The organism is Pectobacterium araliae, from assembly GCF_037076465.1.
In the GTDB taxonomy this organism is placed as follows: domain Bacteria; phylum Pseudomonadota; class Gammaproteobacteria; order Enterobacterales; family Enterobacteriaceae; genus Pectobacterium; species Pectobacterium araliae.
The window spans coordinates 2810606-2834432 of record NZ_AP028908.1 but is presented as its reverse complement, the minus strand read 5'-3'; the positions used below and the strand labels follow the sequence as shown (position 1 = coordinate 2834432).

The following is a 23827-nucleotide window of genomic DNA, read 5'->3' as shown; positions in this document are numbered from 1 at the left end:
GCCATCTAAATGACTTCGGCGTGTCTGTTAAATTCATGGCGATTCAGCCGTGGCGTTTAAGTTGTTACCGATTTCTGCTGCGATTTTAAGGAGGAGGTCGAATTTATGTCTCTGTTTCAGCAAGACAAAAGGATCTTCAGCTATTAATCTGATATAACAGCATAGATACTGAACGAGAAAAGCCGGGGTGAGCTTTATCATGGACAATGTCACACCTACACCGCAGCAGTTTACAAGTCCCCTAAACCGCATACTGTTAAAAATCAGTAAATACCAGCCGAATTTACACCTTACCACTAATGAGTTTAGCTATCTGGCGGCGATGGCGATGTGGGGGATGGAGGAGGCCGGTGTCGAATCGGATAGTGAACATCATTTTGTACAATCCGGCTATGATGAAACGACATGTCACAACATCATCCGTTACGTTGATGAAAGAATAAATGAAGATCTTAATACCTCCGATGTCCGGGTTAACAATTTTCTGAAACGCGCATTGGAACAAGGGTTATTGTCACTGGCCGGAATATCTGTCGCAGATTTTGGTGGAACATACCGCCTGACTCAGTTGGCATATGATTTGCTAAAACCTTTCCAACAATCTGATGAATCAGAGGATAAAGAAACATTAAGTCAACGTTATCTGAGAATTGATCAGGAGTTGTCCAGTTTAAATGCTATCAGCGATGGGAATAAAATTCCTGATAGTGAATGGTTGATGAAGGTAGCGCTTTTTTTACCAAGCCTGCAAGATCTTCTGACGGGCGTTTTCAAAAATCAGGAATTTTTAATCTCAAAATTTCATTCAATGCGTTCTGAAATGCAAACCGGAATTGATGTTTCTCTGGAAACAGAAATACAGCAGTTGCTGGAAACGATACGTACGCTGGCCGGACAGATTAACGATTTGAGAAAATTGGTGATGAATCGGGCTGATGCGGTATTAATGCAGCTGGAAATTTTACAAAATACTGTAGTGCAAAAGGGAGGAACGCAGCGATTAAAAAACGCTTTATCATCTTTGTTTAGTTCATTAACGGATATTCGAGAGTTCGCTAATTATTCTTTAAGGGATTTATCTGGATTCTTTAACACCGTATTAGATCGTATACGCATCCGTATCGCATTGGATCCCAATGCTAATCTTGGATATTTAATCGATCGTACTATTGAGCTGTTTGGTCAGTCATCATGGTCGTTGGCACTACCTTCGGCGGTTAAGCTAATGCAATTACGTGAATGGGACACACCGCCTCCCCCTGCTGATAACGCTTTATTCCTTGATGACAACGATGATGAAGAACTGGTACGGGAAATGCCAGCTTTTCAGTTAGAGAGCTTTGCAAGGGAGTTTGTTGAAAAAGCATTAAGTGATAATAAACCCGTGAGTAACGTTTCAATTATCAGAAGCATATTAAGTAAATTCTCATTCAATGAAACAGATCGATTTCGTTTGGTGCAGTGTACGATAAAAGAAATAATGAAACAGAGTAACAATATTCAGGATGATGTTTTCCCTGAATGGGTTTTAATGGATGGGGCGGCAAGTTACGAAATTGAAGAACAATGGATAATTTCACAGGGAGGCCTCGATGACTGAGCTTGAATACACACCAAATGACCGATTTGATACATTTCTGGATGTTATGAAATCACCTTTATTTCCTCTTGTTGACTATAAGTTACGCAAAGGTGTTAATATATTACCTTCGGATTACATGTTGTATTCGTTTGTTAATCAGGCGTTTGATCCACTTTGCGAATACTACTCTTGTTTGTCTTTATCTTTATGCCTTTCTAATGAATCTGTTTATTATTTACTACCTCAGCGGCGCGGTAAAATACCCGTAGAGAGATTTAATGAGTTGCAGATGGTCACTGGTCTACTCATCGTTGCAATGGAGCTCGAAAAACAGCTTAGTCAAACAGAATGGTTCACAACGAACCAACTGCTGGAGCGAATGAGCCATCAATTATCCGAAACCAGACTTCTGGAATTATTTCGCCGTCGTCCCGGTCAACAGACACAATATGATTTATCTAAAATCCAGGATGAAATTAAAAAGGCGCTTATAGTCTTCGAGCGTTATGCCTTTATTCAGCTATCCAGAGATCGACAATCCTTCCAGACAACGCCCGCGATCTATCGCTTTATTGAGCCGCTACGAGGCCTACAGCAAGAGTCAGAAATACCACAACGATTGGCCGAACTGATATCGGAGGGGTATCTGGTCAATATTGATGAGATGGCGCGGGATGGTGTAGATGACGATTTGGCAGAGAGCGATCGTTTCCCTGCCGAAGACGACATGGATACAACGGGCGATTTATTTACTTCCGAGACACATAAAGGGGAACCATTGTGAACCATTATCCTCTGATACGCAGCCTCAGTATTGTCAACATTAATGGCATTAACGCCCGAACGTTAAATCTGGTGAATCCTCACGCACTGCGTACATCGCGGCAATATGGCGGTACGGTTTCATTGTTGGGCAATAATGGCGCGGGGAAAACGTCTTTGTTGGGTGCGTTTATGTTCAGCCAGATCCCTGATATTCGCTACATTAGCTTAGGGACTAAGGATGATTTTAAGGTTTCAACATCAATAAAAGACAGTGAAATGTTTCCACGCCTAGGACAGCCTAGTATCGTTGCTCTGGAGGTCGAGGCTCGAGGGACAGGCCAGCGGCATCTGTACGTCGTTCGGGCTGAAAAAACGACAGGAACGACATTAGATACCCGGCTATTTTGTCTGACGCTTCCTGATAGCGTTAACCCGCTAGATTGCTTACTTGATCGTAAAGGACAAGTGGCTCACCCAGTAACGGTAGACCAGTTGCGCGATAAAGCGGCACTATTAGGGTGTGCCATTCAGGCATTTAAAGACTCAAATGCCTATATGTTGGCACTGTTTCAGGATGGTATTTTACCACGAGCCTGTCAGTCGTCCGACGATAAATACCGCCTGGCTCAGATCCTTCATTCAGCAATGGCCGGGCGTCTGGATAAATCGATAGAAAAACATCTCAGTGCTTATTTAATGGCTCATACACGCGGGAATATACATTCCGTAGTGAATATGGTGCATGAGTCCATGGTCAAAGTCAGGCTCACGCAGCAAGACCTTGAGAGTTACCAAAAAGATTATCAATTTTTTAATTCATTACTGACGTTAACCTTATCATTTTCAGCCAATACGTGGTCAGTTATTGAAAAAAAACTGGCGATGAATGATGAAGAACGCACTACCGTTCAGAGAGAGAAATACCGGGTTGAACGTGAACTGGAAAAAATTGCGGAAACCCTGAGTACGCTTAGACGCAAAGAAGACGCCATCAAATCGGAACGGTCAATAACGCAACAACAGATTAAGGGTATTGAGCCCCAACGGTTATGTGCCCATGACGGTAGGATTTATTTTGATCAAGAACAAAAAGCAATTGGCGAACTTAATAAACTTGAACCCCAGCTAGATAGTGCGGAAGAAGCAAGCAAACTCCAGCGGGGTATAGTTGATGAGCTGGAAAGAAAAAAAAGCGAGAATGAAGAAAGCCAGCTACGCATAGCCAAACAGTTATCTAATGCCGATATGCGTTATGGCCATGCTCAGAAAATGGCATTGCAATATAACCACGCAAAACAACTCTATGATGAGATTAGTCAATGGAATAGTGTTTTTACGCTTTCGGGATTAAGCGCATTCATTGAACAACTGGCAAATCAGGAAAAAGAGGCGGTGAATGCTCTCAACCATGCAGAGCGTCAATTACGATCCCATCAGGATATTTTGGATGCTTATACTTTCGCCGCAAACAGCGCGCGAAAATTGGAGGATGACATCTCTCCTCCAGACGCTCAGCACTGGTTTATGGAAAGATGCGCTCAACTGGAAAAATGGCGTCTCGAAGACGCTCAACTGGGCGGGCGACAACAGCATCAAAAGACGTTACAAAGCGATCATCAGAAGCAGCGGCGCCTTCAGCAGCGGCTTCGTGATGCAGGCATGCTATCGTTACCATTGAGCGATGAGGATTTTGCGCAACAACTGGCGGTGCAACAAGAGCAAGAATTGCACTTAAATGAACAAAAGGAACAATTAGCGCAACGTCAAATCGAAGTAGAGGAACAAATTAAGCAGCTTGACATCGATATTGCACGCTATGAGCAACAGAGTCAGCAGTGGCACCAATATCAGCCATCGGTTAGCTATTTACGCTCCATTTTTCCTGATGATGACTTGACACCGCAACGCTGCGAACAACTTATTCTTGATCACGTGTTACACGTTAAATCACTTCGACAAGCAATTGTTAGCTACGAAACAGAAATCAAACAGTGCCGGGAGCGGCGTAACAAACTGAGCGGAAGAGAAGCTGGGAGTCTTGAGTATTTACGGCTTCTTGCCGCCGACGTGTCGGGAATATCGGTTGCTGAACTGTACGCCGATACCGAAGTACAGGATGCCGGATATTTTGAGGCGGCATTAGGGCCGTTAATGTTTGCCATACTGATCAATGGTGATGTCGATGATGCCGCTAGGCTATTGCTCTCGCAATACGGTGAACAATGGCCGCTTCCCGACGTTATATTGATCAGTGTCACCCAACCCGTGGACGTTTTACGCAACGAGCCGTTTGAGTCGGAATTACTCTTTAACGATATCACCGACGAATATAATACATCGGAGAGTATCCTTCCCCCCTGGTGTGTTATCGATGAACCACGGTACCGTCGTATCAGCCAGATACGTTCAGAGCCTGTATTAGGTGATAAAGCCCGCGAGGCGCTAATCATTCACTTGGACCAACAGATCCAACAGGCGGAAGAAAAGAGTGAGGCGCTGGAACGTGAGATTGAAGACCTCGAGCGCAGCAGAGAACATCTTAAGGGTGTCAGCGCTGCCCCCTCATTTATCTGGAATAACGAGCCGCCGCTGGAGGAGGCTCGCCGACAGCGCGATCATCGTTTTACTGCCCTGACAGACATTGCAGAAAAATGCAAAAGCGTGTCCAGCCAGTGGAAAAAAAGCCGGGGTCTCATGCTGGTACTGCAGGAGTGTGAGCCAGACAGTAAAATCCTGTTTCGGGATCTTCTTCAGGAATTGGCTGATATTGCTAGTCAGATAACGCGGGCTGAAACCGCCGGGCGTAATTTCAAACGTTATCATCCGTTAATTAGCCAGATAAAAAAAGAGTGTCCATTACTACGGGAAGAATACCCAGAGAATATAGAACAGGTACGCCAGCAGGTTGAGAAGAACGAGAAAACTTGGCAAATTTCTGCGATACGACTCCGGCGGGTGAAACAGTTAGACAGTGTGCGGGCTCATCTTAACCCAGAATATGTTAATGCTCAGAAAATACTGGAAGATGAAGCACAAGAGCAAACCCTCTTATCAGACGACCAAAAACGGCTGGAACAGGACGGAGTACGCATTAGAGATGAACTAAGTCATGCAAAAAGAGAGTTAGCTGAAAAAGATGCATCTTTTTCAGTAATGGATTCCGCTATTATTCGCCATCGCCAGAATCGCGATGAAGCTAAAAATAATCTGGATAATTTGCCTTTTCCCTATATTCCAGGGTTGGAAACCCAGCTTGCTTTACAGTTAACACATTTACAGAACCAACTTGAAAAGCTGAATAACAACGTAGAAGAGTGCAATGTAAAAAATGCTGAGATGCATCGCCAACGCTCAAACGAAGAATTACAACTGAAAAATCAAAATGACAAACTCATTGCCCTGACAGAAAAAATTGAACAAATCACTCAGCTGCGCAACAGAATTATAATTGCATTAAAAGCCGATGGCTCCTATGGTGAACTGGAACCTGCAATGCGCGAAGTCCTGATAAATGGCAACGCGCCATCATCAGGAACCTTTTTGCTGGTCGATCAACCGTTGCTGACTCAACTGACTCGGCTTGCTATCGAATATTCTATTTCTTCAGCCGATCCCTTCATGCAGCAGTTAACATCCTGTAGTCAGGACACTCCTGACGTCGCTGAAATCTGTACCACGCTTTATAGCCGCGCCGTGGCTCTTTTTCGCCGTCGCGCCCGACAGGATATTCAGCGTACCACGCAACCCCGTGCAATGTTGTTGGCGTTGTCTCAGGCGGCGAAAGATGCACAAAGGATGCTGGCTGAAACCGAAGCCGCGTTTCAGATGCGTCGTGATGAGCTTGCCGATGCGTTATCGCGCCGAATCAACGATGAAAAACGCGCGATAAGCCGATTAAGTGCTGAACTTACCGGAATTGGCTTTGGGCAGGTTGCCAGTGTGCGTCTGGAGGCCAGGACGGTTAAACATTTTCAGGATACCCTGAATGCTTTGAAATCAGGTGGTTATGGCATGGACGATCTCTTTTCCACGGCTGGAACCGTTACCGAAGCTCTGGCAGGCCTGTATAAAAAAATCAATCAACATGAAATTGATGGTTCACATTTGCTGGATCACCGTAACTACCTGGATGTAAAAACGTTAATACAGCGTCGCGGTGCGGAGCAGTTTGAACTATTGAACGCCTCTAGCTTGTCAACCGGGGAACGAATCGGTTCCGGGCTGGCGGTGTTGATTGCCGTGCTCAGACATTGGGGACGCAGTTCTCACGGCAATAAAGAGCCTTTCACTTTGCCACTGGTGATGGACGAGGTTTCCCGTCTGGATGCCGCCTCTCAGACGACAGTCCACGAGCTGGCCGTAAGAACTGGGTGCCAGATGCTGGTTGCGGCCCCGGAAACGTTAGGGAAAATTACTGGCACAGGTTACCAACTGGTACGCACAGTCAGGACTGAAAGCACGGGAGACAATGGGCAAAGTGTCACGCGTCATCAGGTGAAAATTACCGGGATTCGCGACGCCCAACAGTTACCGTTTGACGTTGATAGCTATCTGGCTACAGCGGAAAATGCTGAAAGTGACGAGGGGAAAACACTATAATGCATAACGAACTGTTTCAGTTAGGTTTCCCGGCCAGCGAACTTGACGATATTCTTCAGCAATTAAAAGAACGGCAAATGATGGCCGAAAATGCCAAGGAACAGTTGCTACGAGATTATCTGATTGAACTTGGTATTATCATCCCTTCTACTCGCAATCGCTGGCGGCTGGCAGAAAGTGATCGCCTGGAAATCCTGCTCACGCAGGTGCAGCAACAGATACAACAACAGGTCATTGGTAGAAAAGAGAATCATCCGGCTATTCCTCGCCGCCTGCAAAGTATCCACCATAAATCAGCATCGGCATGGCGGGGCAACAGTAAAGCAGGTCTGGGGCTGCCTTTAATCAAAGGACAGACTGTCACCCATGATGACGTCTTACGGCTCCGCAGCCAGGGGACGGAGATGCAGCTAACGTTTGCCTGCAATAATAGGGAAAACGTTCTGTTTGCAGATGATGAGAGCCAGTGGCGCTCGGAGTGCTGTCTGCCAGAGCGAATGCTACTTAATTTGCTCTCAGTGGATATTTTATCGGCGCGATTGATCATGACCGTCGAGAACTTAGGCGCGTATGTTGATATGCCGCTTGTCGATGGTTTGATACTGATCTTTGCCCCAGGTCTGAATTATCTACCCTGCTGTCGGTGGATTTCTCAATACGGGCAGGGTATACCGTGGGTACATTTTCCCGATCTTGATCCGAATGGTCTGTCTATTGCCCGACGAATATCTCACTCACTGACCCGGCCCTGCCGGATTTGGCTACCGGACTTTTGGCCGTCAGCACACCAGGTTAATAATATGATGGGCGTTGGGAAACATGCCTGGGATACAGCACCGGATTGCCCTCAACTTACGCAATTAAAGCAGGAACAGCGCTGGATCGAACAGGAAGTGCTGGTCGTGGATTACCGTTTTAATGCAGCGATACAGAGATTGATAGGTAATCCGATGGCAGAAACGGTAACAATATAAGATACGAGCGATTTAGCTGGACGGTAATGCCAGTCAGTTAAGCAACTGACTGGTTGTTTTTCCTGGTTTTTCCATATTTCTGCGGCCTTTCCTTCGCTACTATCGGGAAGGTTCTTTCTCTTCTTGCTGGGCGTTTCACCAACGGCGTCAAATTCCCCTGGTCCCGCAACAGTTCCGGGATTCGATCCGCTGAGGCGCCCTGTAATGTCATCAGCATTCTCATAACCAGACCGCTCGATTCGGTGACGTTCAGCTGGTTCGGTCTATATTCTTTCAGATGGCCTGCCAGCTTAATCATCTGATAACGCAGCAGATTATAAGCAAGCTGATCTTACCCAGCAATAGTGGACACGCGGTTAAGGATCTTTTCCAGATTTTCCTCACAGTTATATTTATGCAAATAAGCTTTGACGTCTCGCACCCAAGATTCACCTTTACCGAGAACAGCCCGACTGTGAGTGGCTGCATAAAGATAGCGGGTATCATAGAGATTGATTAACGTCTGGTTGGTCCCCTCAACACTACACTTCGGGTTCGTGCGTTGTTGTTGCTCCAGTGCGCGGAGAATGCGTTCCTGATGCTCAGGTGCAGGGGGAAACGTCCGTTCATTAAGTTCGCTGAGTACCAGAAATAACGGCGGGATGCCTTCCTCCATTGCGGCTTGTAGACGGTAGTGACCGTCAAGGATTACAAATGATGCGAGCCCGGCAACGTACCAGACCAACACTGGCGGCAACGTGCCTTCACGACACTTTTTACGCCACCATTTCAGACGCCCTGTATTGGTTTTTACCGAGTAACGTCCTAACAGTAAGTTTCCGCCCCACCACCAGTCCACCAGACTCACTTTTTGAGGATGAGTTAAATCAGGGAAATCTTCGCCATAAAGCGTCCAATCACATCCTATATTTCCAGTACTGGCTGGCGAATGGAAATGCCAGTTTTCGACGGTGGCTGTCTGTTGAACGGTATAGGGTGCATGACGACTGACGGATGCCATGGGTCTTAACAACCAGCGGCGCTCAGGAAGTAACGGATCAGACGTCCGCATCAATTGCCGGGCGAAATAGCGACACCATTCGTTTACCCATGCCTGCTCGCCCTGTTTTTTCACTGACTCCACCTCAACTGAGGTCACAGGAGATAATAAACCCTGTTGGTCAGGGTGATCGGCATTAAACACCAACCAAACGCCAGAGTGATCTTTTAGCATTGAGGCCCAGAAAAGCGCTTTGCCCCGAAGCTGTAGCGACATACGCCCATGGTGACCACTGAGCATTTCTATACTACTTTGTTTTGAAGGCGCTTGACCTTGAACTATCAGCTCCAGCCCCTGCCAGACATTATTTCGATCAAGTAAATCTCGCCACCAATAGTGTGCCACTTGGCTCTCCGTGGTTTATTTGCAAATAGGGTAAGGCAAACAAGATTCAACCATTCAGAATAACCAATGTCCAGCTTTGGCACTTTAGATCAAAGGTTTCCTGTTTGAATTAGGGAGGAAAACGGTGTTTGATTCTTTTTGGTTGAACCATTATCAGTTACCTCAATGTTCTATTGTTACATAAATGTGCATCCTCAGCGTGCTGCCGGAATGACCCACAAGGGCGTAGTAGGCCACACCGTCAGGGCTTCCTGACTAAATTAAGGCGTATACTGTTTACGTAGTTTCTTGCTGATTGATGTTGTCAATGAAAGTATATAATATATAAGTGGTGCGAAATAAATATTATCATCACTGATTTTAATAACCACTTTTAAGGATGATTATGAGTTGGGATATATTTTTACAAACGCATGATGATGGTGAGGTTGGATATTTTCCTCTATCAGTTTTTCTTGACGCTTTTGGTGATGCCGTTTCATCTTATAATATAGAAGAAAATATGTGTTATGTTTTACTAGAGTATGAAAATCCAGATGCGGGTAAATATAATATTTTACCCATTAGTAGCACGGAAATTTATATTGATATTATCTTTATTGATAATGTGCCGATGTTATCTGGGTTTTCTGTAAATTGACCTCCGGGTTATGATGCGTTTTGGCAAGGGCTGTGTGATATATTAAAAATAACATCTTCTGCTCTTTTCTGGGGAGGTGAAGGAGATTGTTTAGCTGTCGGGAGAGAAGAAACAATCAAACATCTTCCAACTGGTATGATTGAATCATTAGGTTCACCAACTATTGTGTCTAGCTATCAGGATATTTTCAGAATGTTTGAATAATGATGTGATCGATCTAATATGCATATATAGATACAAAGAACCTCGATGATAGTTGAGGTTCTCTATTTATATCTATGTAATGTTTTATTTAACGTAAGGGGATTAATCCAACAACCCACGCGAAACCTTATTCGCCGTCTGACTGAAATTATATCGGTCAACAACACTCCCTTTGAACCAAATGTCTAAGGATTTCATGTGAGCGGTATTGATCCTACCCACGTAATGTGGACACAGCCCTAAGCGAGGTTCTGGTTTTCAAACTGTTCTGGACTGATTCCGCCGCATGCACTGTAGTTCAGACCAATCACATGAGAAACGTCCTGAATGCCCAGCGCATTGATCAACAGAACATTGTGCTCAGTGGGGTCGGCAGCTGGCAGCTGGCCAGCCCCGGCTCTTTCATGAGTCTGCCAAATGCAAACGCCCCGATTTCCTTAGCGTTTGCATTCTGTTGTTTCAGAACCCGATGGCCAGTCCATCCCGTCTGCTGTCGCTGGCTGCGACATAGCCGTGATCTGCATCGTCGGACAAGCGCCAGATAAACTGCCCGGCGCCGAAGTCCATATAAGGATCGTCAACACTTTTTAAGCGCTGCCCGCGTGCCTGCAACTGCTGTTTCACCGCCGGGTCAAAGCCGCTTTCCAGATCGAGCGTGAAATCCCGGTTTACCTTCCAGCGCGGTGCATCACAGGCGGCCTGGGGCTGCTGGTTAAAATCCAGCATTCTGACCAGTGTCTGCACATGCCCCTGCGGCTGCATATCGCCGCCCATCACGCCAAAACTCATCTGCGGTTGCCCGTCTTTAGTGAGGAATGCCGGGATAATGGTATGGAAAGGGCGCTTGCCCGGCTCAACCACATTGGCAGAGCGCGGATCGCTGGAGAACCCCGCGCCACGGTTTTGCAGGCTGATGCCAAACTCAGGCACCACCACGCCGGAACCGAAACCCATATAGTTCGACTGAATAAACGACACCATCATGCCGTTCTCGTCAGCGGTGGTCAGATAGACGGTGCCGCCGCTACGCGGAATACCGGCTGCGGGCGTGCTGGCGCGGGTGAGATCAATTTGCGCCGCCCGTTGTTTCAGATAGCCGCTGTCCAGCATCTGCTGCGGTGTCAGCTCCATCGATTTCGGATCGGCAACATAGCGGTAGACATCGGCAAACGCCAGTTTCATCGCCTCGATTTGCAGATGTTGCGCATCCACGCCATCCAGCGCCAGAGAGGCGAGGTCGAAGTGCTCAAGAATACCCAATGCAATCAGCGCGGCGATTCCCTGGCCGTTAGGCGGGATCTCATGCACATCGTAACCGCGATAACGCTGGCTTAATGGCGTCACCCATTCCGGCTGATAGTTCGCCAGATCCTGGTGTGTCAGGCTGCCGCCATGTTGTTGCGCCCAGCGCACGGTGGCATCGGCGATTTCACCTTCATAAAACGCCCGTGCGCCCTGGTCTGCCAGCAGGCGCAGCGCTTTCGCCGCCGCCGGGAAGCGGAACAGCTCACCGGTTTGTGGCGCGCGTAGCCCCGGCATAAAGACACTGGAGAAACCGGGTTGGTTTTCCAGCGCAGGCACTGCCGCCTGCCATTTGCGAGCCACCATCGGGGCCAGCGTCACGCCGCGTTGAGCAAGGGCGATGGCGTTTTGCAACAACTGCGCAAACGGCAATTTGCCAAAACGGCGATGCAGCGCTTCCCAGCCCGCCACCGCGCCCGGTACGGTCACCGTATCCCAGCCGCGCTGCGGGCGGTTTGCCAGTCCGTTGCCGTCATCGCCATAGCGACGGCGGAAATAGTTCACATCCCAGGCGTTGGGCGCGGGGCCGGAAGCATTCAGACCGTGCAGTTGCCCGTCGGCCCACACCAGCGCAAAGGCATCGCTGCCCAGTCCGTTCGAGACGGGTTCCACTATCGTCAATGCGGCGGCAGTGGCGATGGCAGCATCCACCGCGTTGCCGCCAGCCAGTAAGATTTGCTGCCCAGCCTGCGCTGCCAGCGGGTGAGAGGTGGACACCACATTGCGGGCAAAAACCGGCGTACGCGGCGTGTGATAGGGGTTATGCCAGTTAAATGTCATCCGCGAGTCTCCTGTTGTACGCGCTGTTCCGCTTCCACCTGCAATACGCGACGATCCACTTTATTGGTGCCCGCCAGCGGAAAGTGGTCCGTCAGCCAGATATGGCGCGGGTGCAGATAGGCCGGGCCATGTTCCAGCGCCCAGTGTTTAAGCTCATCAGGGATCAGTTGCTCACCGGCGCGGGGGATAACCCAGGCCACCGGTTTCTGGCCTTTGATGTCATCCACCACCGGCACCACACAGGCCTGCTGTACCTGTGGATGACGCTCCAGCAGTTTTTCCACTTCTCCCGGCCAGATGTTCTCGCCGCCGCAAACAAACATGTCGTCATAGCGGCCGACGAACCAGTAAAAGCCCTGTTCATCTCGCCGGAACACGTCGCCGGTAATGTAATAGCCATCGCCGCTGAACGGTTCCGGCACATCCGGGCGCTGGTGGTAGCCGAGCATCAGCGCCGGGCTTTTCATCTCCAACACGCCTTCGTCGGCATACTCTCCCGCCTTGTTACGCAGCCGTAAGCTGACGTCAGGATGGGCGTAACCGGATGCGCCGCTGGGAATGGCAATCCCCTGCGGATGTGGACCAAACACTACCGGGCCGCCTTCGGTGGTGCCGTAAGCGTTAATGATGCGCGCCTGCGGCAACCAGTGGCGTAACGCCTGATATAGGCTGTCGCTCACTGGCGCGGAACCCATGCGGATCACCCGTACGCAGGAGAGGTCGCAACTGTCCAGCAGATCCTTTTCCCGCAACATCATCGCGAGCATCGGCGGCACCGCTGTCAGCCAGGTACACCGATAACGGTCTACGGCTTGCAAGTAACGCCGGGCGTCAAATTGCGGCAGCAGTACGGTGGTGACATGGCTTGCCAGCGTCAGCAGCGCCAGCGCCAGCGCGTTCATATGGTAGAACGGCGCGGCAATCAGCACTTGTTCGCCGGTTAACTCCCGCTGCGCCAGGCGGGTATCCACCACCCAGCGATGGCTGGTATGGGTGAGACGCACGCCTTTTGGCATGCCGGTTGAACCGGAGGTGTACAGCAACAGCGCCAGGTCTTCCGCGCCGGGAGCAAACGCAGGCAGTACGCCAGCGTGCTGCAACTGCGCCAGTGCCGGGCCGAAACTGACTTTCGCGATCTGGTGATTCACTCGCGCCAGCTGATCTGCATCCCCCAGCAGCAGGCGGCTATTGCTGTCTGTGATGATTTTCTCAAGGGTATCGACCGGGAAGCGAAAGTTAATGGGTACGGCCACCAGACCGGCACGCATAATGCCAAGCAGGCTGATGACGTAATCGATAGAGTTGCGCGCCAGGATTGCCACCCGCGAGCCTTGTGGCCAGCCATACTGCAATAATCCCAGACCGATGGCATCCGCCCGGGCATGTAACTGGCGAAAAGTGATTTCCTGCTGCTGTGTATCATCCAGTGGGGTGATAAAAGCGAGACGGTCACTGTTTTGCAGTTCGGGCGCAAACGCGCCCAGATTATCGGACATTGTCAAACTCCAGCAGCAGATTGAGCGTGGGGATTGCCACGCGCAGTTGTCCATTGTGCGTCGCCTGCGGCAAGCCAAGCCGGGTTGCCGCCGCTGACAGGGCGGGCAGCGGCTGACCATACAGCTGAATGGCGGCAAACTGGCTGTCGAGTTCTGCGTTTAACGGCAGCAGGGCGCCATATTGCGCCTGCCAGTCGTCATAACTGATGATCTTAAGTAAGTCGGTTTCGCCCAGTTGCGCATAGCGCTTACCGGTAGCGGGCACATCATGCGCCACTACGGTTAAACCGCTGATACCGCCGGGCTGTAACCACTCTTCGCGCCACACCCATTCCGGCGTGTGATGCTGGCAAAAGTAGACGCGACCGGCGCTGAAACTGCCGGGAACCAGGCGCACTGTGCTGAAGCGTGCGTCGCCCCGCGCATCACCGCTGACCACCTCGCGGGAAAAATGCTGCACCGGGTGGGCGTCAAACCCTGCGCGTTGCAGGGCGTGTTCCGTCGCCTGAGCGTCTGTACTGGCGAACACCAGCCCGTCGATACCGGGCGGGTTATCCAGTAGTTCCCGGCGCAGTTTTTCGCCGCCGACAGGCAGGCCAATCAGCTCCAGGTAATGGTCTGAGAACATGATCAAATGGTTAATCGAACCGAGGCTGTGGTAGCCCCTGGGCGTAAGGGTAAACCCCAGCGCCCGGAACCACAGCGCACAGTCATCCAGTGCAAAGTGGTTGTTGATGACCAGATGATCGAGTTTCAGCGTCATGCCGCCCCCTGTTCAGCCGGGGTGGCATATAATCCGCGTCCGCTGGCCACCAGGCGCCCTTCGGCGTCATATACCCAGGCTTCCGCGCTGGAGGCAAGTTTGCCGCGTTTAATCACTTTGGCTTTCACCGTCAGGTCGCCTTTGGCCGGGCGGTGGTAATCCACATGCAGGTTAAGCGTTGGCACCCCTTTACCAGTAAAGGCCACCAGCGCCCAGTCGGCGGCCAGATCCACCAGCGTGGCGAGAATGCCGCCATGGATATAGCCGCCAGCCGGGTTAACGATCCACTCATCGCGAAAGGCGGCAGAGAGTTCAATCTCGCCTTCGCCGGCGCGGAGCACTTTTAATCCCAGCCACTGGTGGTAGGGGCCTTTCAGTAATTTCTGTTCGATCTCTTGTGCGCGCATTCCAGTCTCCTGCTCAGGGTTTCACGACCACTTTGCCCAGTACTTCACGGTCACGAATCAGTCGTAACCCTTCTGCGGCTTCTTCCAGCGGTAGAACCCGGTCGATTAACGGTACGATCTGTTTCTGATTAACCAGATCCAGCAGCGCTGTCAGGTTTTCTTCATAGAAGCTGTTGGAGCCTTTGATGTTCAGCTCAAAACTCCAGACATAACGCAGATCTTCCTGCGGGTCGTAGCCTGCGGTCGCGCCGCACACCAGCAGCGTGCCGCCGCGTTTCAGGCATTTGAGTGACGGACGCCAGGTGTCGCCGCCAGTAAAGTTGATCACCACATCCACGCCGCCTTCATGGGTGCGACGCTGAGGTTTGCCGTATTTTTCAATCGCCCAGCGGGAAAAGTCCTGCTCGCGGTAATTCACCACATGGTCGGCGCCCAGCGCTTTCAGGGCCACGCCTTTCTCATCGCTGCCCGCGCAGGCAATCACTTCCGCGCCCAGATGTTTCGCCAGCACCACGCAGGCCGTGCCTACGCCGCCGCTGGCGCCGAGGATCAGCACTCGGTCACCGGATTTGATGGTGTTATGGGTAATCAGCATGCGGTGTGCGGTGCCGTAAGCCACTGGTAGCGCGGCGGCCTGTTCAAAGGTGACGCCATCCGGCAGGGCGATAAGCTGACGCGCGTCCACCAGCGCATATTCCGCCATGCCACCGTCGGTCATTTCTCCCATCAGCCCGACGCCGGGTTTCAGTGGGTTGACCAGCACGCGGTCGCCGACACTCCAGCCACTGACGCCTTCGCCGATGCTGTCGATGGTGCCCGCCAGATCCAGCCCCGGCACTACCGGCAGCGGCACTTTGATGCCTGGCATACCCTGCACGGTGAAGACATCGTGATAGTTAAATGACGCGGCGCCCACGCGGACCACCACATGCCCCGCCTGTGACTGGGGTTGCGCTTTCTGATTATCAATCTGTAGTTGATCAAGATCGCCGTGTTGCTGTAATACCAGCGCTTTCATAGTCTCTCCTCTGTTATTTCAGATCTTTTGCCGCGATATACGGGCGCGGGTCGAACAGGCCGTCATCCAGTTTGCCTTTAATGGAGCCGCTGGCTACCAGCACTGCATGTTCGCGTTTCAGGGTGTCGATATCGGCCTGCTCAAAGGACATCTGGTTCATGCGGTCCCACAGGTTGACGTAAGCGCGAGCCTGGTCTTCCGGCAGGCTGGCTTTCGCTTTCAGGATCTTCACCACCTCGTCCGGATGGTTTTTGCCCCATTCGAGGGTATCGCGCAGGGCGGCGACCACTTTCGCCACGGTCTGCGGTTGTTTATCGATAAACTCACTGCGCACTGTGCCAACGCCGATATAAGGCAGCGCATCACTGTTAGTGAGTTTTTTCCATTCGTCGGCAAAGGTGCCGATGACGGTCAGTTTCAGTTCGGGTAGCTGGTTGACTGTCAGCGTGCGCAGGGCGGCGGCATCCACATGCTTCTGGGCAAGGAACTGCGCCAAACGGGATTCGTTACCGCCAACCAGCGAAAATTCACTGGCGGCAATACCGGCGTTTTCCTGTAACAGCGTGGCACCAATCACTGCTACCGAGGAGCCAGCCGGGGACATGCCAACTTTTTTACCTTTTAACTGGTTAAGAGAGGTGATCGGCGAGCCTTGCGGCACCACGAAGGCCACATCCGCAGGCTGGGTGGCGGCAAAAATTCTCACCGGCACGCCTTCAGAGGCAACGCTGAACACCCCGGCCACCGGGGCGCCAAATGCCAGGTCGATAGAGCCGGACGCCAGCGCTTTCAACGGCGCATTGACATCCGGGAAGTGAACGAACTCGGCTTCCACGCCGTGTTTTTTCAGAAAGTCCTGGCTTTCCAGTACCGAGCCATAACCAAGGCTGACGCCGGACGTCCAGTAACCAATACGCACCTTATCTGCGGCAGCGCTTATCTGTGGCAGCAGACCTGCCAGCAAAGTGAAAACAACCAGTAGCGATTTCATGTCATTACCCCTGAATCAAAGTATTAAGAGCGTTTTTTCCAGCGAAAAAGGTGCCGTTCCAGCGGTTTCAGCAGCCCGCCTTCCAGTAGCAACATCAACGACACCAGCAGCAGGGTCCAGGCGAAAACCTGATTGGTCTGCACCAGATCCCCTGCCTGACGCAGGCGGTAGCCGATACCGTCCGACGAGCCGAGCGTCTCCGCCACCAACGAGACTCGCCAGCCGAAGCCGAAGGCCAGACGGGCGCCGGAGAAGAAGTAGGGCAGAATGGTTGGCAGATAAATTTTGCGTAGCGTCTGCCAGCGGCTCATGCGGAAACTGCGTGCCAGCTCGACATACTGCGCCTCGACGTTTTGCGCGCCCTGCCAGACGTTGGTCAGAATGAGCGGCATGGCGGTCATAAACACCACGAAGATGGTGGTGGCATCGGATATGCCGAACCAGATAATGGCGAAGATGGCCCAGATAGCGGACGACACGGTGTTAAACACCGCCAGCAGCGGCTCGAAAAAGCGCGCCACCCGTTGACTTGCGCCCAGTGCCAGGCCTGCCACCGTGCCGATCAACGCCGCGAGGATAAAGCCTGAGAATACGCGGCCAAAGGTCACTCGAACATCGTGAAGCAGCGAATCACTCTGCCATAATGCGACCAGCGCCTGCCCGGTGGCGGTAGGGCCGGGCAGTACAAAGGCCGGAAGATGAAGCGATGCCAGCCACCAGGCGACGAGAAACAGCGCCAGCATCACCAGTCGCTGTAGCATCAGGCTGAAGGTTCGGGAAGCCAGGTTCATCTCACACCTCCAGACGCAGCAGGCGAATCAATTCATTCACCTCAGGTTGCGTGGGAATACGCGGACGCGGCAGTGTCAGCACGGTTTCACTGTGGATACGCCCTGGGTGCGGTTTAAGGATCATCACGCGATCTGCCAGTACCACGGCTTCTTCCACATCGTGCGTCACCAGTACCACCGTCATCCCAGTCATCCCCTGGATGCGCAACAGCTCTTCATGCATGGCGCTGCGGGTTTGTGGATCCAGACGTGAGAAGGGTTCATCCATCAGCAGAATTTGTGGTTGCACCACTAGGCTACGGGCCAGCGCCACGCGGCTGCGCATACCGCCGGATAACTGATGCGGCCAGTGGCGGGTAAATTCCGCCAGCCCGACCAGCGCCAGCGCATCGCTCACCCGTTTGCGGCGTTCAGCCTGGAAAAGTGTGGTGTTCTCCAGGCCAAAATGGACGTTTTGCTCCACGGTGCGCCAGGGCAGCAGGCGGTCTTCCTGAAACAGGTAAGCGATACGCTGCCAGTGCTGAAACTGTTTTGCCGGAATGCCCTGAATGGCGATATCACCGCCGTCGGCTGGCAGCAGCCCGGACATCAGATTAAGCAGGGTACTTTTGCCACCGCCGGATGCGCCGAGCAGCGCGACAATCTCGCCGCGGTTAATGGTCAGCGAAATATTGTCCAGCACCTTTTGCGCGGCAAAAGATTTACTTATGCCTGTTAAGGCAATGCTTTGCTCCACGGACTGGCGTGCAGAAACACTCATTCAAATATCTCCCGTGGCAGAACCGGTAATAACGTGCCTTCTTTACTCAGGGTGGCGTAGATCTTTTCCAGCGTCATCGCCTGGAAGGTTTCGATATGGCGGCGGGCAATAAACTCCACACGCTTTGTGTCGCCCTCAATAAAGGCGTCAATCATCGCGTTGTGGTCGTGTTTGATTTCCGGTTTGATGCGCTGAACGTTAAAACCCAGCGCCACCAGGCGGGACATCTCATCCATTAACCCGGAAAGCGTATTGATCAGGTGTGTGTTGCCGGTGGCTTCCGCAATCGTCAGATGGAAGCGTTTATTGGCATTCATAAACACATCAATACGCGTCGACAGCGGGGCGGTCACTTCCACTCGGCACTGGGCTTCCAGCTCTTTAAGTAATTCGATATCCACTTTGCCGACGGCGAGACGCGCCGCCAGCGGCTCCAGCGCGGCACGTACGGTGAAAATCTCCTCCACATCCTGCACCGTCACTGGCGCGATGCGGTAACCCTTACGCGGGCGCGATATCACCAAGTTTTCATGGCTCAGGCGAGTCAGCGCCAGACGGCAGGTGCTTTTCCCAAGCTGATAACGCTCCATCAGTTCGGATTCGGTGACCAGCGAGCCGGGCAGCATCCGGCAGGTGAGGATATCGCGGCGAATGGTGTGATAAGCCTGGTCACTTAAGGATAAAGAATCAGTCACTCTGGGCCTCTCATGGTGTTAGTTTGCTGTGGGCTGCTCACAGCGATTTATTGGATATCTCAGAGAGGCCATTCTGTGGCAGGGAGACGGGGAGATTTAAATAATAAAAACGGCAATGCTATGCGCAAATTTATCTTTACTGGGATGCTCAGTTTCATTCAATGAGATTATTAGTTGATATGTTTTACATTTTTACTGTGCTGCTCTGGTAATAGCGACTGGGCTGCCCAGCGTTGCCAGTATCGATATATTGTTAGCGCAAATAGTTCGTTTTGATTCAACCCGCTGTGTTCTAGCTTGACCGACACTTTTCTTTTGCTTTTCTTTCTCGGTCAAGGAGTTCTCATGCGTTTGAAATACCTGTTGCCCACCCTGATATTTGCGGCCTCGCAGGCGCAGGCGCTTGATGAGGTCACCGTTGCGTTGGCGATCCCTCCGGCTGTACATGATGGCGCGCCTTATGCGGCGGCTGAAGAACTGGGGTTGTTTAAAGAGCAGAACCTGGCGGTGAAAGTGCTTATTTTTCAGGGCGCCGGAGCGTTACTGCCGCAGGTCGCCAGCAAACGCGTGACTTTTGGCTACCCAGTGTCCGAACCGGTGATCTCCAGCTATTTCAATGGCAAAAACCCGTTACCGCTACGTTACTTCTACAACGGCACTCCGGCTCAGACCATGGAATACACGGTGCTGGCCGACTCGCCGGTGAAAACTCTTGCTGACCTGAAAGATAAGAAGGTTGGCGTTGGCACGCTGACCTGGGGCACCATTCCGGGCAGCCGCGCAGCATTGCGCGTTGCCGGGCTGGAACCGGGGAAGAATGTTGAATTTGTGGCGGTCGGCGTGCTGGGTTCCGGCTTCCAGGCGCTGCGCAGTAAAAAGGTGGATGCGCTTAACTACAACAGCAGTTGGGGCGATATCTTTGAGCTTACTGGTACGAAAATCCGCCGTATTGCTTATCCGGATGTCTTTCAGGAAACCCCCGGCAACGGCTTTATCGCCCATCAGGATACTTTTACCCAGCAGCCGGATCTGATCCGTCGTTTTGGGCGGGCTTACACCGAAGCGCAGTATGTCTGCGAAATCAATCCTGAGTTCTGCGTGCGCGCTTTCTGGCGCCAGCATCCAGAAAGTAAACCTGCGGATGCCGACGGCAAAGGGCTGAAAGAGGCGAGCACACTGCTCAGTCGCCGTCTGGAACGCACGTTGTACCGGCCGGATGGCAGCCGCCGGAACCCGGGGGAGTACGACCTGCCGGTGATCCGCAAGGCGATTACTGCCATGGCGCAGGCCGGGGAGTTCCCGAGCGATAATGTGCCGGTGGATCGTATCTTCTCCAACGAATTTGTCCCTGCATTCAGCGACTTCGACAAAGACGCGTTACGCGCCCGTGCGGAGGCCGCGAAATGAGCACTCTGAATATTGGTATCGCCGACGACCTGGTGGATAAAGTCCGTCGCATTACTGCCAGTGGGCTGGCGGCTGGTGTTGCCCGTTTCTCCGCGTCCTTTACCCATCCCGATGGTAGCCAATGGGAGAGTTTCGCCACCTTTGAAATTGCGCAAGATGGTTTGTTGGATCTGTCCACCGCTGTGCCGCTGGAAGGCGACTGGCAGATTGCGGATTCGATGGCGCCAGTCTGGAGCCTGCGGCAGATCACACCACCAGTTGAAGACTCGCATATCGACAGCATAGAGCCATACCACATTCAGCTACGTATTGACGATGCGGATGGGGAAAGCGCACAGGCAGAGCTGATACAACGTTTTGTCGCGCCGGGCGTTACCCGTAGGGAAGTGCGTGAAAACGGCCTTTCTGGCACGGTATTCACCCCCGCAGGGGATGGGCCGCATCCGCTGGTAATTGTGCTCAATGGTTCGGGTGGCGGAACGCCGGAGTTGCGTGCCGCACTGTTTGCCGCGCACGGCTATGTTGGCTTTGCACTGGCTTATTTTAAAGCGCCGGGTCGCCCGGAACATATTTCTGGTACCCCGCTGGAGTATTTCTCCAAAGCGATTAACTGGGCGAAAAAGACATTGCAGCCCCGTGATGATTTTATTGCGCTGGCCGGGCATTCTCGTGGTGGGGAACTGGCGCTGTTGCTGGGTTCGCTGTTCACCGACAAGGTTTCTGCGGTGATTGGCTATGTGCCCAGCGCGGTAGTACACGGTACGCTGCGCGCCGGTCGCCCGGACGAACCGCGTGATGCCACCGCCTGGACCTGGGGCGACCAGCCGCTGCGCAATATCTGGCAGGATAATCCCCATGCCGACTGGCACGCGTTTGACCATCCGCCGCAACCGGGTGCGCCAATCCGTCAGGCTCCGGCGTTTGTGAATGTGGAGCGCGATGAAGACAGCCGGGTGGCGGCGCGTATTCCGGTCGAACGTATTAACGGGCCGTTGTTGCTTATCTCCGGCACCGATGATGGCTTCTGGCCATCGACAGATTATTGCGCCCGCATCAAAGCCGAACTGGAAGCCAGTGGTCATCGCTGGCCTGTGGAGCATGTGCATAATGAAGGCGCAGGGCATGCCATCACTTTCCCGTATGTACCGACCACGGAGATTGCCAAAGTACATCCGGTCGCAGGCGTGATGATTGACGGCGGCGGCACGCCGCTGGCGAATGCGCAGGCCAATGTGCATAGCTGGGAGCGGGTGCTGGCGTTTCTGGCGGCGGCTCAGCAGGAGGTGGCATGAGTGCGGCGCTGGAGTTGCATAACGTCGGCCTGACCTATGCGACAAGACGTGGCGAGATTGAAGCGCTGACCGATGTCGACCTACGGATTGGCGATGGTGAGTTTGTGGCCTTACTCGGACCATCTGGTTGCGGGAAATCCACCATCCTGAAACTGGCCGCCGGGCTGATGGACGCGAGCCGTGGGGCGGTTCAGGTGGGGGGACAGCCGGTTTCCGGGCCGGGACGTCACACTGGTGTGGTGTTCCAGAAACCCAATTTGTTGCCGTGGAAAAGCGTGCTCAACAATGTCTTGTTGCCTGCGCGTACCCTGGGACTTCCCGCCGGCGCGGCGCGGGAGCGGGCATTGCAGTTGCTTGAACTGGTCGGGCTGGCGGATTTTGCCGATGACTATCCTTTTGAGCTATCTGGTGGGATGCAGCAGCGGGTAGGGATTGCCCGTATGTTGCTGCATGATCCGGAACTGTTGCTGATGGATGAGCCTTTTGCGGCGCTGGATGCTCTGTCGCGGGAAGTGCTGATGCTGGAACTGCAACGTATCTGGGGACAGCAACGCAAGTCGGTGCTGTTTATTACTCACAGTATTCAGGAAGCGGTATTTCTCGCCGACCGGGTTCTGGTGATGTCACCGCGGCCGGGGAAAATTATTGAGGAGCTGGCGATCCTGCTGCCTCGTCCCCGCAGTCTGGAAATACTGTCTGACGACGAATTTACCTCGTTGTGTCAGCACTTACGTCGGCATTTTGTGACCAGCCATAGCGCAGGCGGCATTCAGTCAACAGCTATCTGAACCCGTCGTCTTTCCCACTAAAAAGCATTAATCAGAGCCTGCTGGCAGGCTCTCAGGGCAGAATAATGAATAAGTTATTATCGGTTATCTATCCCTTAATCAGCCTGCTGGTATTGCTGATTATCTGGGATGTCTCAGTTTGGATGTTCGACATTCCTGACTACCTGCTGCCTTCTCCTGAGGCGGTTTATCAGGCGCTGGCCAGTGGTTTTCGTGATCAGAGCTTATGGCCGCACATCACCACCACGCTGGGCGAAACCCTGATGGGCTATGCTATTGGCAGCCTGCTGGCGATTGTATTGGGGGGGATCCTTGCGGAATCCCGGACGTTTGAACGTTTTATCTATCCGCTGTTAGTGGCATTGCAGTCGACACCCAAAGTTGCACTTGGGCCGATTATTCTGGTGTGGTTTGGTTTTGGTATGGCGTCGAAAATCGTGCTGGTGGCGCTGGTCTGCTTCTTCCCGCTGTTTGTCAACACGGTCAACGGTATTCGCCGTACTGACGCGGAGTTGCTGGATGCCTGCCGAGCCTTTTCCGCATCACGCACGTATCTGCTTTTTCACGTCAAACTGCCTTCTGCGGCAGGGGATATTTTCGCCGGTCTGCAAATAGGTGTCGCACTGGCGTTAATTGGCGCGGTAGTGGCGGAGTTTCTCTCCGCGCAGCAGGGGCTTGGCTATCTGATTGCTTCAAGCTCCGTCAATATGAGTCTGTCCACCATGTTTGCCGGGGTGTTTTTACTGGCACTGAGCGGGTTTATCGGCACACAGATTATGCGCTGGCTACAGGGACGGGTGGTGTTTTGGCAGCGGAATAATCCGAAACGCTAAAGCAGCATAAAAAGCTAAGGCTGATAATTGTTTGTTTTTAATGCGTTCCAGGTGGTTTTATCTGGATAGTTCTTAAAGAGAAGACGTAACTTATATCGGATGTTGCATATAGGTACTTATTTACTCTTCATTTGAATATTAATCCCTCTTTGATGTTTTCATTAATCGTAAATATGGATCTTTAATTTTAAAAGAAATGAAAAACTAATCACCAGGGAAATGCTGGAAGTATTTGGTTCTGGTGTTTTGCTGAGTATCAGCGGTGTTTAATTAATGATCTCGCCATTGCAATCAATGGCCTGTCCGATGGTCTTTTTAAAGCAACAGTATATTGATCTTACCCAGCAATAGTGGAC

The 23827-nt window shown here is 52.1% G+C and carries 19 protein-coding genes and 1 pseudogene; 9 read left to right on the top strand and 11 right to left on the bottom strand.

Annotated features, from left to right (window positions below):
- Positions 1 to 199: 199 nt before the first annotated feature.
- From AACH44_RS12870 to AACH44_RS12855, 4 genes are read left to right on the top strand one after another with little or no spacing between them, the layout of a single operon-like run.
- The gene (locus AACH44_RS12870) at positions 200 to 1600 is read left to right on the top strand and encodes a hypothetical protein (protein WP_261848058.1); all 1401 of its coding nucleotides are present in this window, start codon (positions 200 to 202) and stop codon (positions 1598 to 1600) included.
- Complete coding sequence (locus tag AACH44_RS12865) at positions 1593 to 2366, top strand: chromosome partition protein MukE (RefSeq protein WP_261848059.1); 774 nt, start codon at positions 1593 to 1595, stop codon at positions 2364 to 2366. Before AACH44_RS12870 ends, AACH44_RS12865 begins: the two co-directional genes overlap by 8 nt.
- Positions 2363 to 6946: a chromosome partition protein MukB gene (gene mukB / locus AACH44_RS12860; RefSeq protein WP_261848060.1), complete on the top strand. Its 4584-nt coding sequence runs from the start codon at positions 2363 to 2365 to the stop codon at positions 6944 to 6946. Before AACH44_RS12865 ends, mukB begins: the two co-directional genes overlap by 4 nt.
- The gene (locus AACH44_RS12855; RefSeq protein WP_261848061.1) at positions 6946 to 7920 is read left to right on the top strand and encodes a hypothetical protein; all 975 of its coding nucleotides are present in this window, start codon (positions 6946 to 6948) and stop codon (positions 7918 to 7920) included. The genes mukB and AACH44_RS12855 overlap by 1 nt, the downstream gene beginning before the upstream one ends.
- Before the next feature lie 37 nt (positions 7921 to 7957).
- Here AACH44_RS12855 and AACH44_RS12850 read toward each other — a convergent pair.
- A pseudogene (locus AACH44_RS12850) lies at positions 7958 to 8245 on the bottom strand (IS4 family transposase); the annotation flags it as partial.
- 6 nt (positions 8246 to 8251) lie between these two features.
- A complete protein-coding gene (locus tag AACH44_RS12845) occupies positions 8252 to 9304 on the bottom strand; it encodes a hypothetical protein (RefSeq protein ID WP_261848062.1) in 1053 nt (350 codons plus the stop codon).
- Between the two features lie 385 nt (positions 9305 to 9689).
- Here AACH44_RS12845 and AACH44_RS12840 point away from each other — a divergent pair, with 385 nt between their 5' ends.
- On the top strand, positions 9690 to 9944 hold the full coding sequence (locus tag AACH44_RS12840; protein ID WP_261848063.1) for a hypothetical protein: 255 nt from the start codon (positions 9690 to 9692) through the stop codon (positions 9942 to 9944).
- A gap of 663 nt (positions 9945 to 10607) precedes the next feature.
- Here AACH44_RS12840 and ggt read toward each other — a convergent pair.
- The 9 genes from ggt to AACH44_RS12795 are packed head-to-tail and all read right to left on the bottom strand — an operon-like array spanning position 10608 to position 19151.
- A complete protein-coding gene (ggt, locus tag AACH44_RS12835) occupies positions 10608 to 12230 on the bottom strand; it encodes a gamma-glutamyltransferase (RefSeq protein ID WP_261848064.1) in 1623 nt (540 codons plus the stop codon).
- Complete coding sequence (locus tag AACH44_RS12830) at positions 12227 to 13726, bottom strand: class I adenylate-forming enzyme family protein (protein ID WP_261848065.1); 1500 nt, start codon at positions 13724 to 13726, stop codon at positions 12227 to 12229. Before AACH44_RS12830 ends, ggt begins: the two co-directional genes overlap by 4 nt.
- Positions 13716 to 14489 carry a VOC family protein gene (locus AACH44_RS12825; RefSeq protein WP_261848066.1) on the bottom strand — a complete coding sequence of 258 codons (774 nt, stop codon included), beginning with the start codon at positions 14487 to 14489 and terminating at the stop codon, positions 13716 to 13718. Before AACH44_RS12825 ends, AACH44_RS12830 begins: the two co-directional genes overlap by 11 nt.
- Positions 14486 to 14896 (bottom strand): PaaI family thioesterase, encoded by a 411-nt coding sequence (locus AACH44_RS12820; RefSeq protein WP_261848067.1) that lies wholly within the window; start codon positions 14894 to 14896, stop codon positions 14486 to 14488. The genes AACH44_RS12825 and AACH44_RS12820 overlap by 4 nt, the downstream gene beginning before the upstream one ends.
- 13 nt (positions 14897 to 14909) lie before the next feature.
- On the bottom strand, positions 14910 to 15914 hold the full coding sequence (locus AACH44_RS12815) for a zinc-binding dehydrogenase (protein ID WP_261848068.1): 1005 nt from the start codon (positions 15912 to 15914) through the stop codon (positions 14910 to 14912).
- Between the two features lie 13 nt (positions 15915 to 15927).
- Positions 15928 to 16905 (bottom strand): ABC transporter substrate-binding protein, encoded by a 978-nt coding sequence (locus tag AACH44_RS12810; protein WP_261848069.1) that lies wholly within the window; start codon positions 16903 to 16905, stop codon positions 15928 to 15930.
- A gap of 23 nt (positions 16906 to 16928) precedes the next feature.
- Positions 16929 to 17696, bottom strand: coding sequence for an ABC transporter permease (locus tag AACH44_RS12805; RefSeq protein ID WP_261848070.1), 768 nt, complete (start codon positions 17694 to 17696; stop codon positions 16929 to 16931).
- 1 nt (position 17697) lies between these two features.
- Positions 17698 to 18456 (bottom strand): ABC transporter ATP-binding protein, encoded by a 759-nt coding sequence (locus tag AACH44_RS12800; protein WP_261848071.1) that lies wholly within the window; start codon positions 18454 to 18456, stop codon positions 17698 to 17700.
- Positions 18453 to 19151, bottom strand: a complete 699-nt coding sequence (locus AACH44_RS12795; protein ID WP_261848072.1) for a GntR family transcriptional regulator — start codon at positions 19149 to 19151, stop codon at positions 18453 to 18455. Before AACH44_RS12795 ends, AACH44_RS12800 begins: the two co-directional genes overlap by 4 nt.
- Before the next feature lie 345 nt (positions 19152 to 19496).
- Here AACH44_RS12795 and AACH44_RS12790 point away from each other — a divergent pair, with 345 nt between their 5' ends.
- The 4 genes from AACH44_RS12790 to AACH44_RS12775 all read left to right on the top strand — a co-directional run bounded on the left by AACH44_RS12790 (position 19497) and on the right by AACH44_RS12775 (position 23471).
- The gene (locus AACH44_RS12790) at positions 19497 to 20558 is read left to right on the top strand and encodes an ABC transporter substrate-binding protein (protein WP_261848073.1); all 1062 of its coding nucleotides are present in this window, start codon (positions 19497 to 19499) and stop codon (positions 20556 to 20558) included.
- A complete protein-coding gene (locus tag AACH44_RS12785) occupies positions 20555 to 21850 on the top strand; it encodes an acyl-CoA thioester hydrolase/BAAT C-terminal domain-containing protein (protein WP_261848074.1) in 1296 nt (431 codons plus the stop codon). Before AACH44_RS12790 ends, AACH44_RS12785 begins: the two co-directional genes overlap by 4 nt.
- The gene (locus AACH44_RS12780; RefSeq protein WP_261848075.1) at positions 21847 to 22638 is read left to right on the top strand and encodes an ABC transporter ATP-binding protein; all 792 of its coding nucleotides are present in this window, start codon (positions 21847 to 21849) and stop codon (positions 22636 to 22638) included. Before AACH44_RS12785 ends, AACH44_RS12780 begins: the two co-directional genes overlap by 4 nt.
- Before the next feature lie 65 nt (positions 22639 to 22703).
- On the top strand, positions 22704 to 23471 hold the full coding sequence (locus AACH44_RS12775) for an ABC transporter permease (RefSeq protein WP_261848076.1): 768 nt from the start codon (positions 22704 to 22706) through the stop codon (positions 23469 to 23471).
- Positions 23472 to 23827: the final 356 nt, after the last annotated feature.

What these genes read in the sequence shown, in the direction of transcription:
- AACH44_RS12870 (WP_261848058.1), top strand. Translation starts at nt 200, where the DNA reads ATGGACAATGTCACACCTACACCGCAGCAGTTTACAAGTCCCCTAAAC.
- AACH44_RS12865 (WP_261848059.1), top strand. Translation starts at nt 1,593, where the DNA reads ATGACTGAGCTTGAATACACACCAAATGACCGATTTGATACATTTCTG.
- AACH44_RS12855 (WP_261848061.1), top strand. Translation starts at nt 6,946, where the DNA reads ATGCATAACGAACTGTTTCAGTTAGGTTTCCCGGCCAGCGAACTTGAC.
- AACH44_RS12840 (WP_261848063.1), top strand. Translation starts at nt 9,690, where the DNA reads ATGAGTTGGGATATATTTTTACAAACGCATGATGATGGTGAGGTTGGA.
- ggt (WP_261848064.1), bottom strand. Translation starts at nt 12,230, where the DNA reads ATGACATTTAACTGGCATAACCCCTATCACACGCCGCGTACGCCGGTT.
- AACH44_RS12830 (WP_261848065.1), bottom strand. Translation starts at nt 13,726, where the DNA reads ATGTCCGATAATCTGGGCGCGTTTGCGCCCGAACTGCAAAACAGTGAC.
- AACH44_RS12825 (WP_261848066.1), bottom strand. Translation starts at nt 14,489, where the DNA reads ATGACGCTGAAACTCGATCATCTGGTCATCAACAACCACTTTGCACTG.
- AACH44_RS12820 (WP_261848067.1), bottom strand. Translation starts at nt 14,896, where the DNA reads ATGCGCGCACAAGAGATCGAACAGAAATTACTGAAAGGCCCCTACCAC.
- AACH44_RS12815 (WP_261848068.1), bottom strand. Translation starts at nt 15,914, where the DNA reads ATGAAAGCGCTGGTATTACAGCAACACGGCGATCTTGATCAACTACAG.
- AACH44_RS12810 (WP_261848069.1), bottom strand. Translation starts at nt 16,905, where the DNA reads ATGAAATCGCTACTGGTTGTTTTCACTTTGCTGGCAGGTCTGCTGCCA.
- AACH44_RS12805 (WP_261848070.1), bottom strand. Translation starts at nt 17,696, where the DNA reads ATGAACCTGGCTTCCCGAACCTTCAGCCTGATGCTACAGCGACTGGTG.
- AACH44_RS12800 (WP_261848071.1), bottom strand. Translation starts at nt 18,456, where the DNA reads ATGAGTGTTTCTGCACGCCAGTCCGTGGAGCAAAGCATTGCCTTAACA.
- AACH44_RS12790 (WP_261848073.1), top strand. Translation starts at nt 19,497, where the DNA reads ATGCGTTTGAAATACCTGTTGCCCACCCTGATATTTGCGGCCTCGCAG.
- AACH44_RS12785 (WP_261848074.1), top strand. Translation starts at nt 20,555, where the DNA reads ATGAGCACTCTGAATATTGGTATCGCCGACGACCTGGTGGATAAAGTC.
- AACH44_RS12780 (WP_261848075.1), top strand. Translation starts at nt 21,847, where the DNA reads ATGAGTGCGGCGCTGGAGTTGCATAACGTCGGCCTGACCTATGCGACA.
- AACH44_RS12775 (WP_261848076.1), top strand. Translation starts at nt 22,704, where the DNA reads ATGAATAAGTTATTATCGGTTATCTATCCCTTAATCAGCCTGCTGGTA.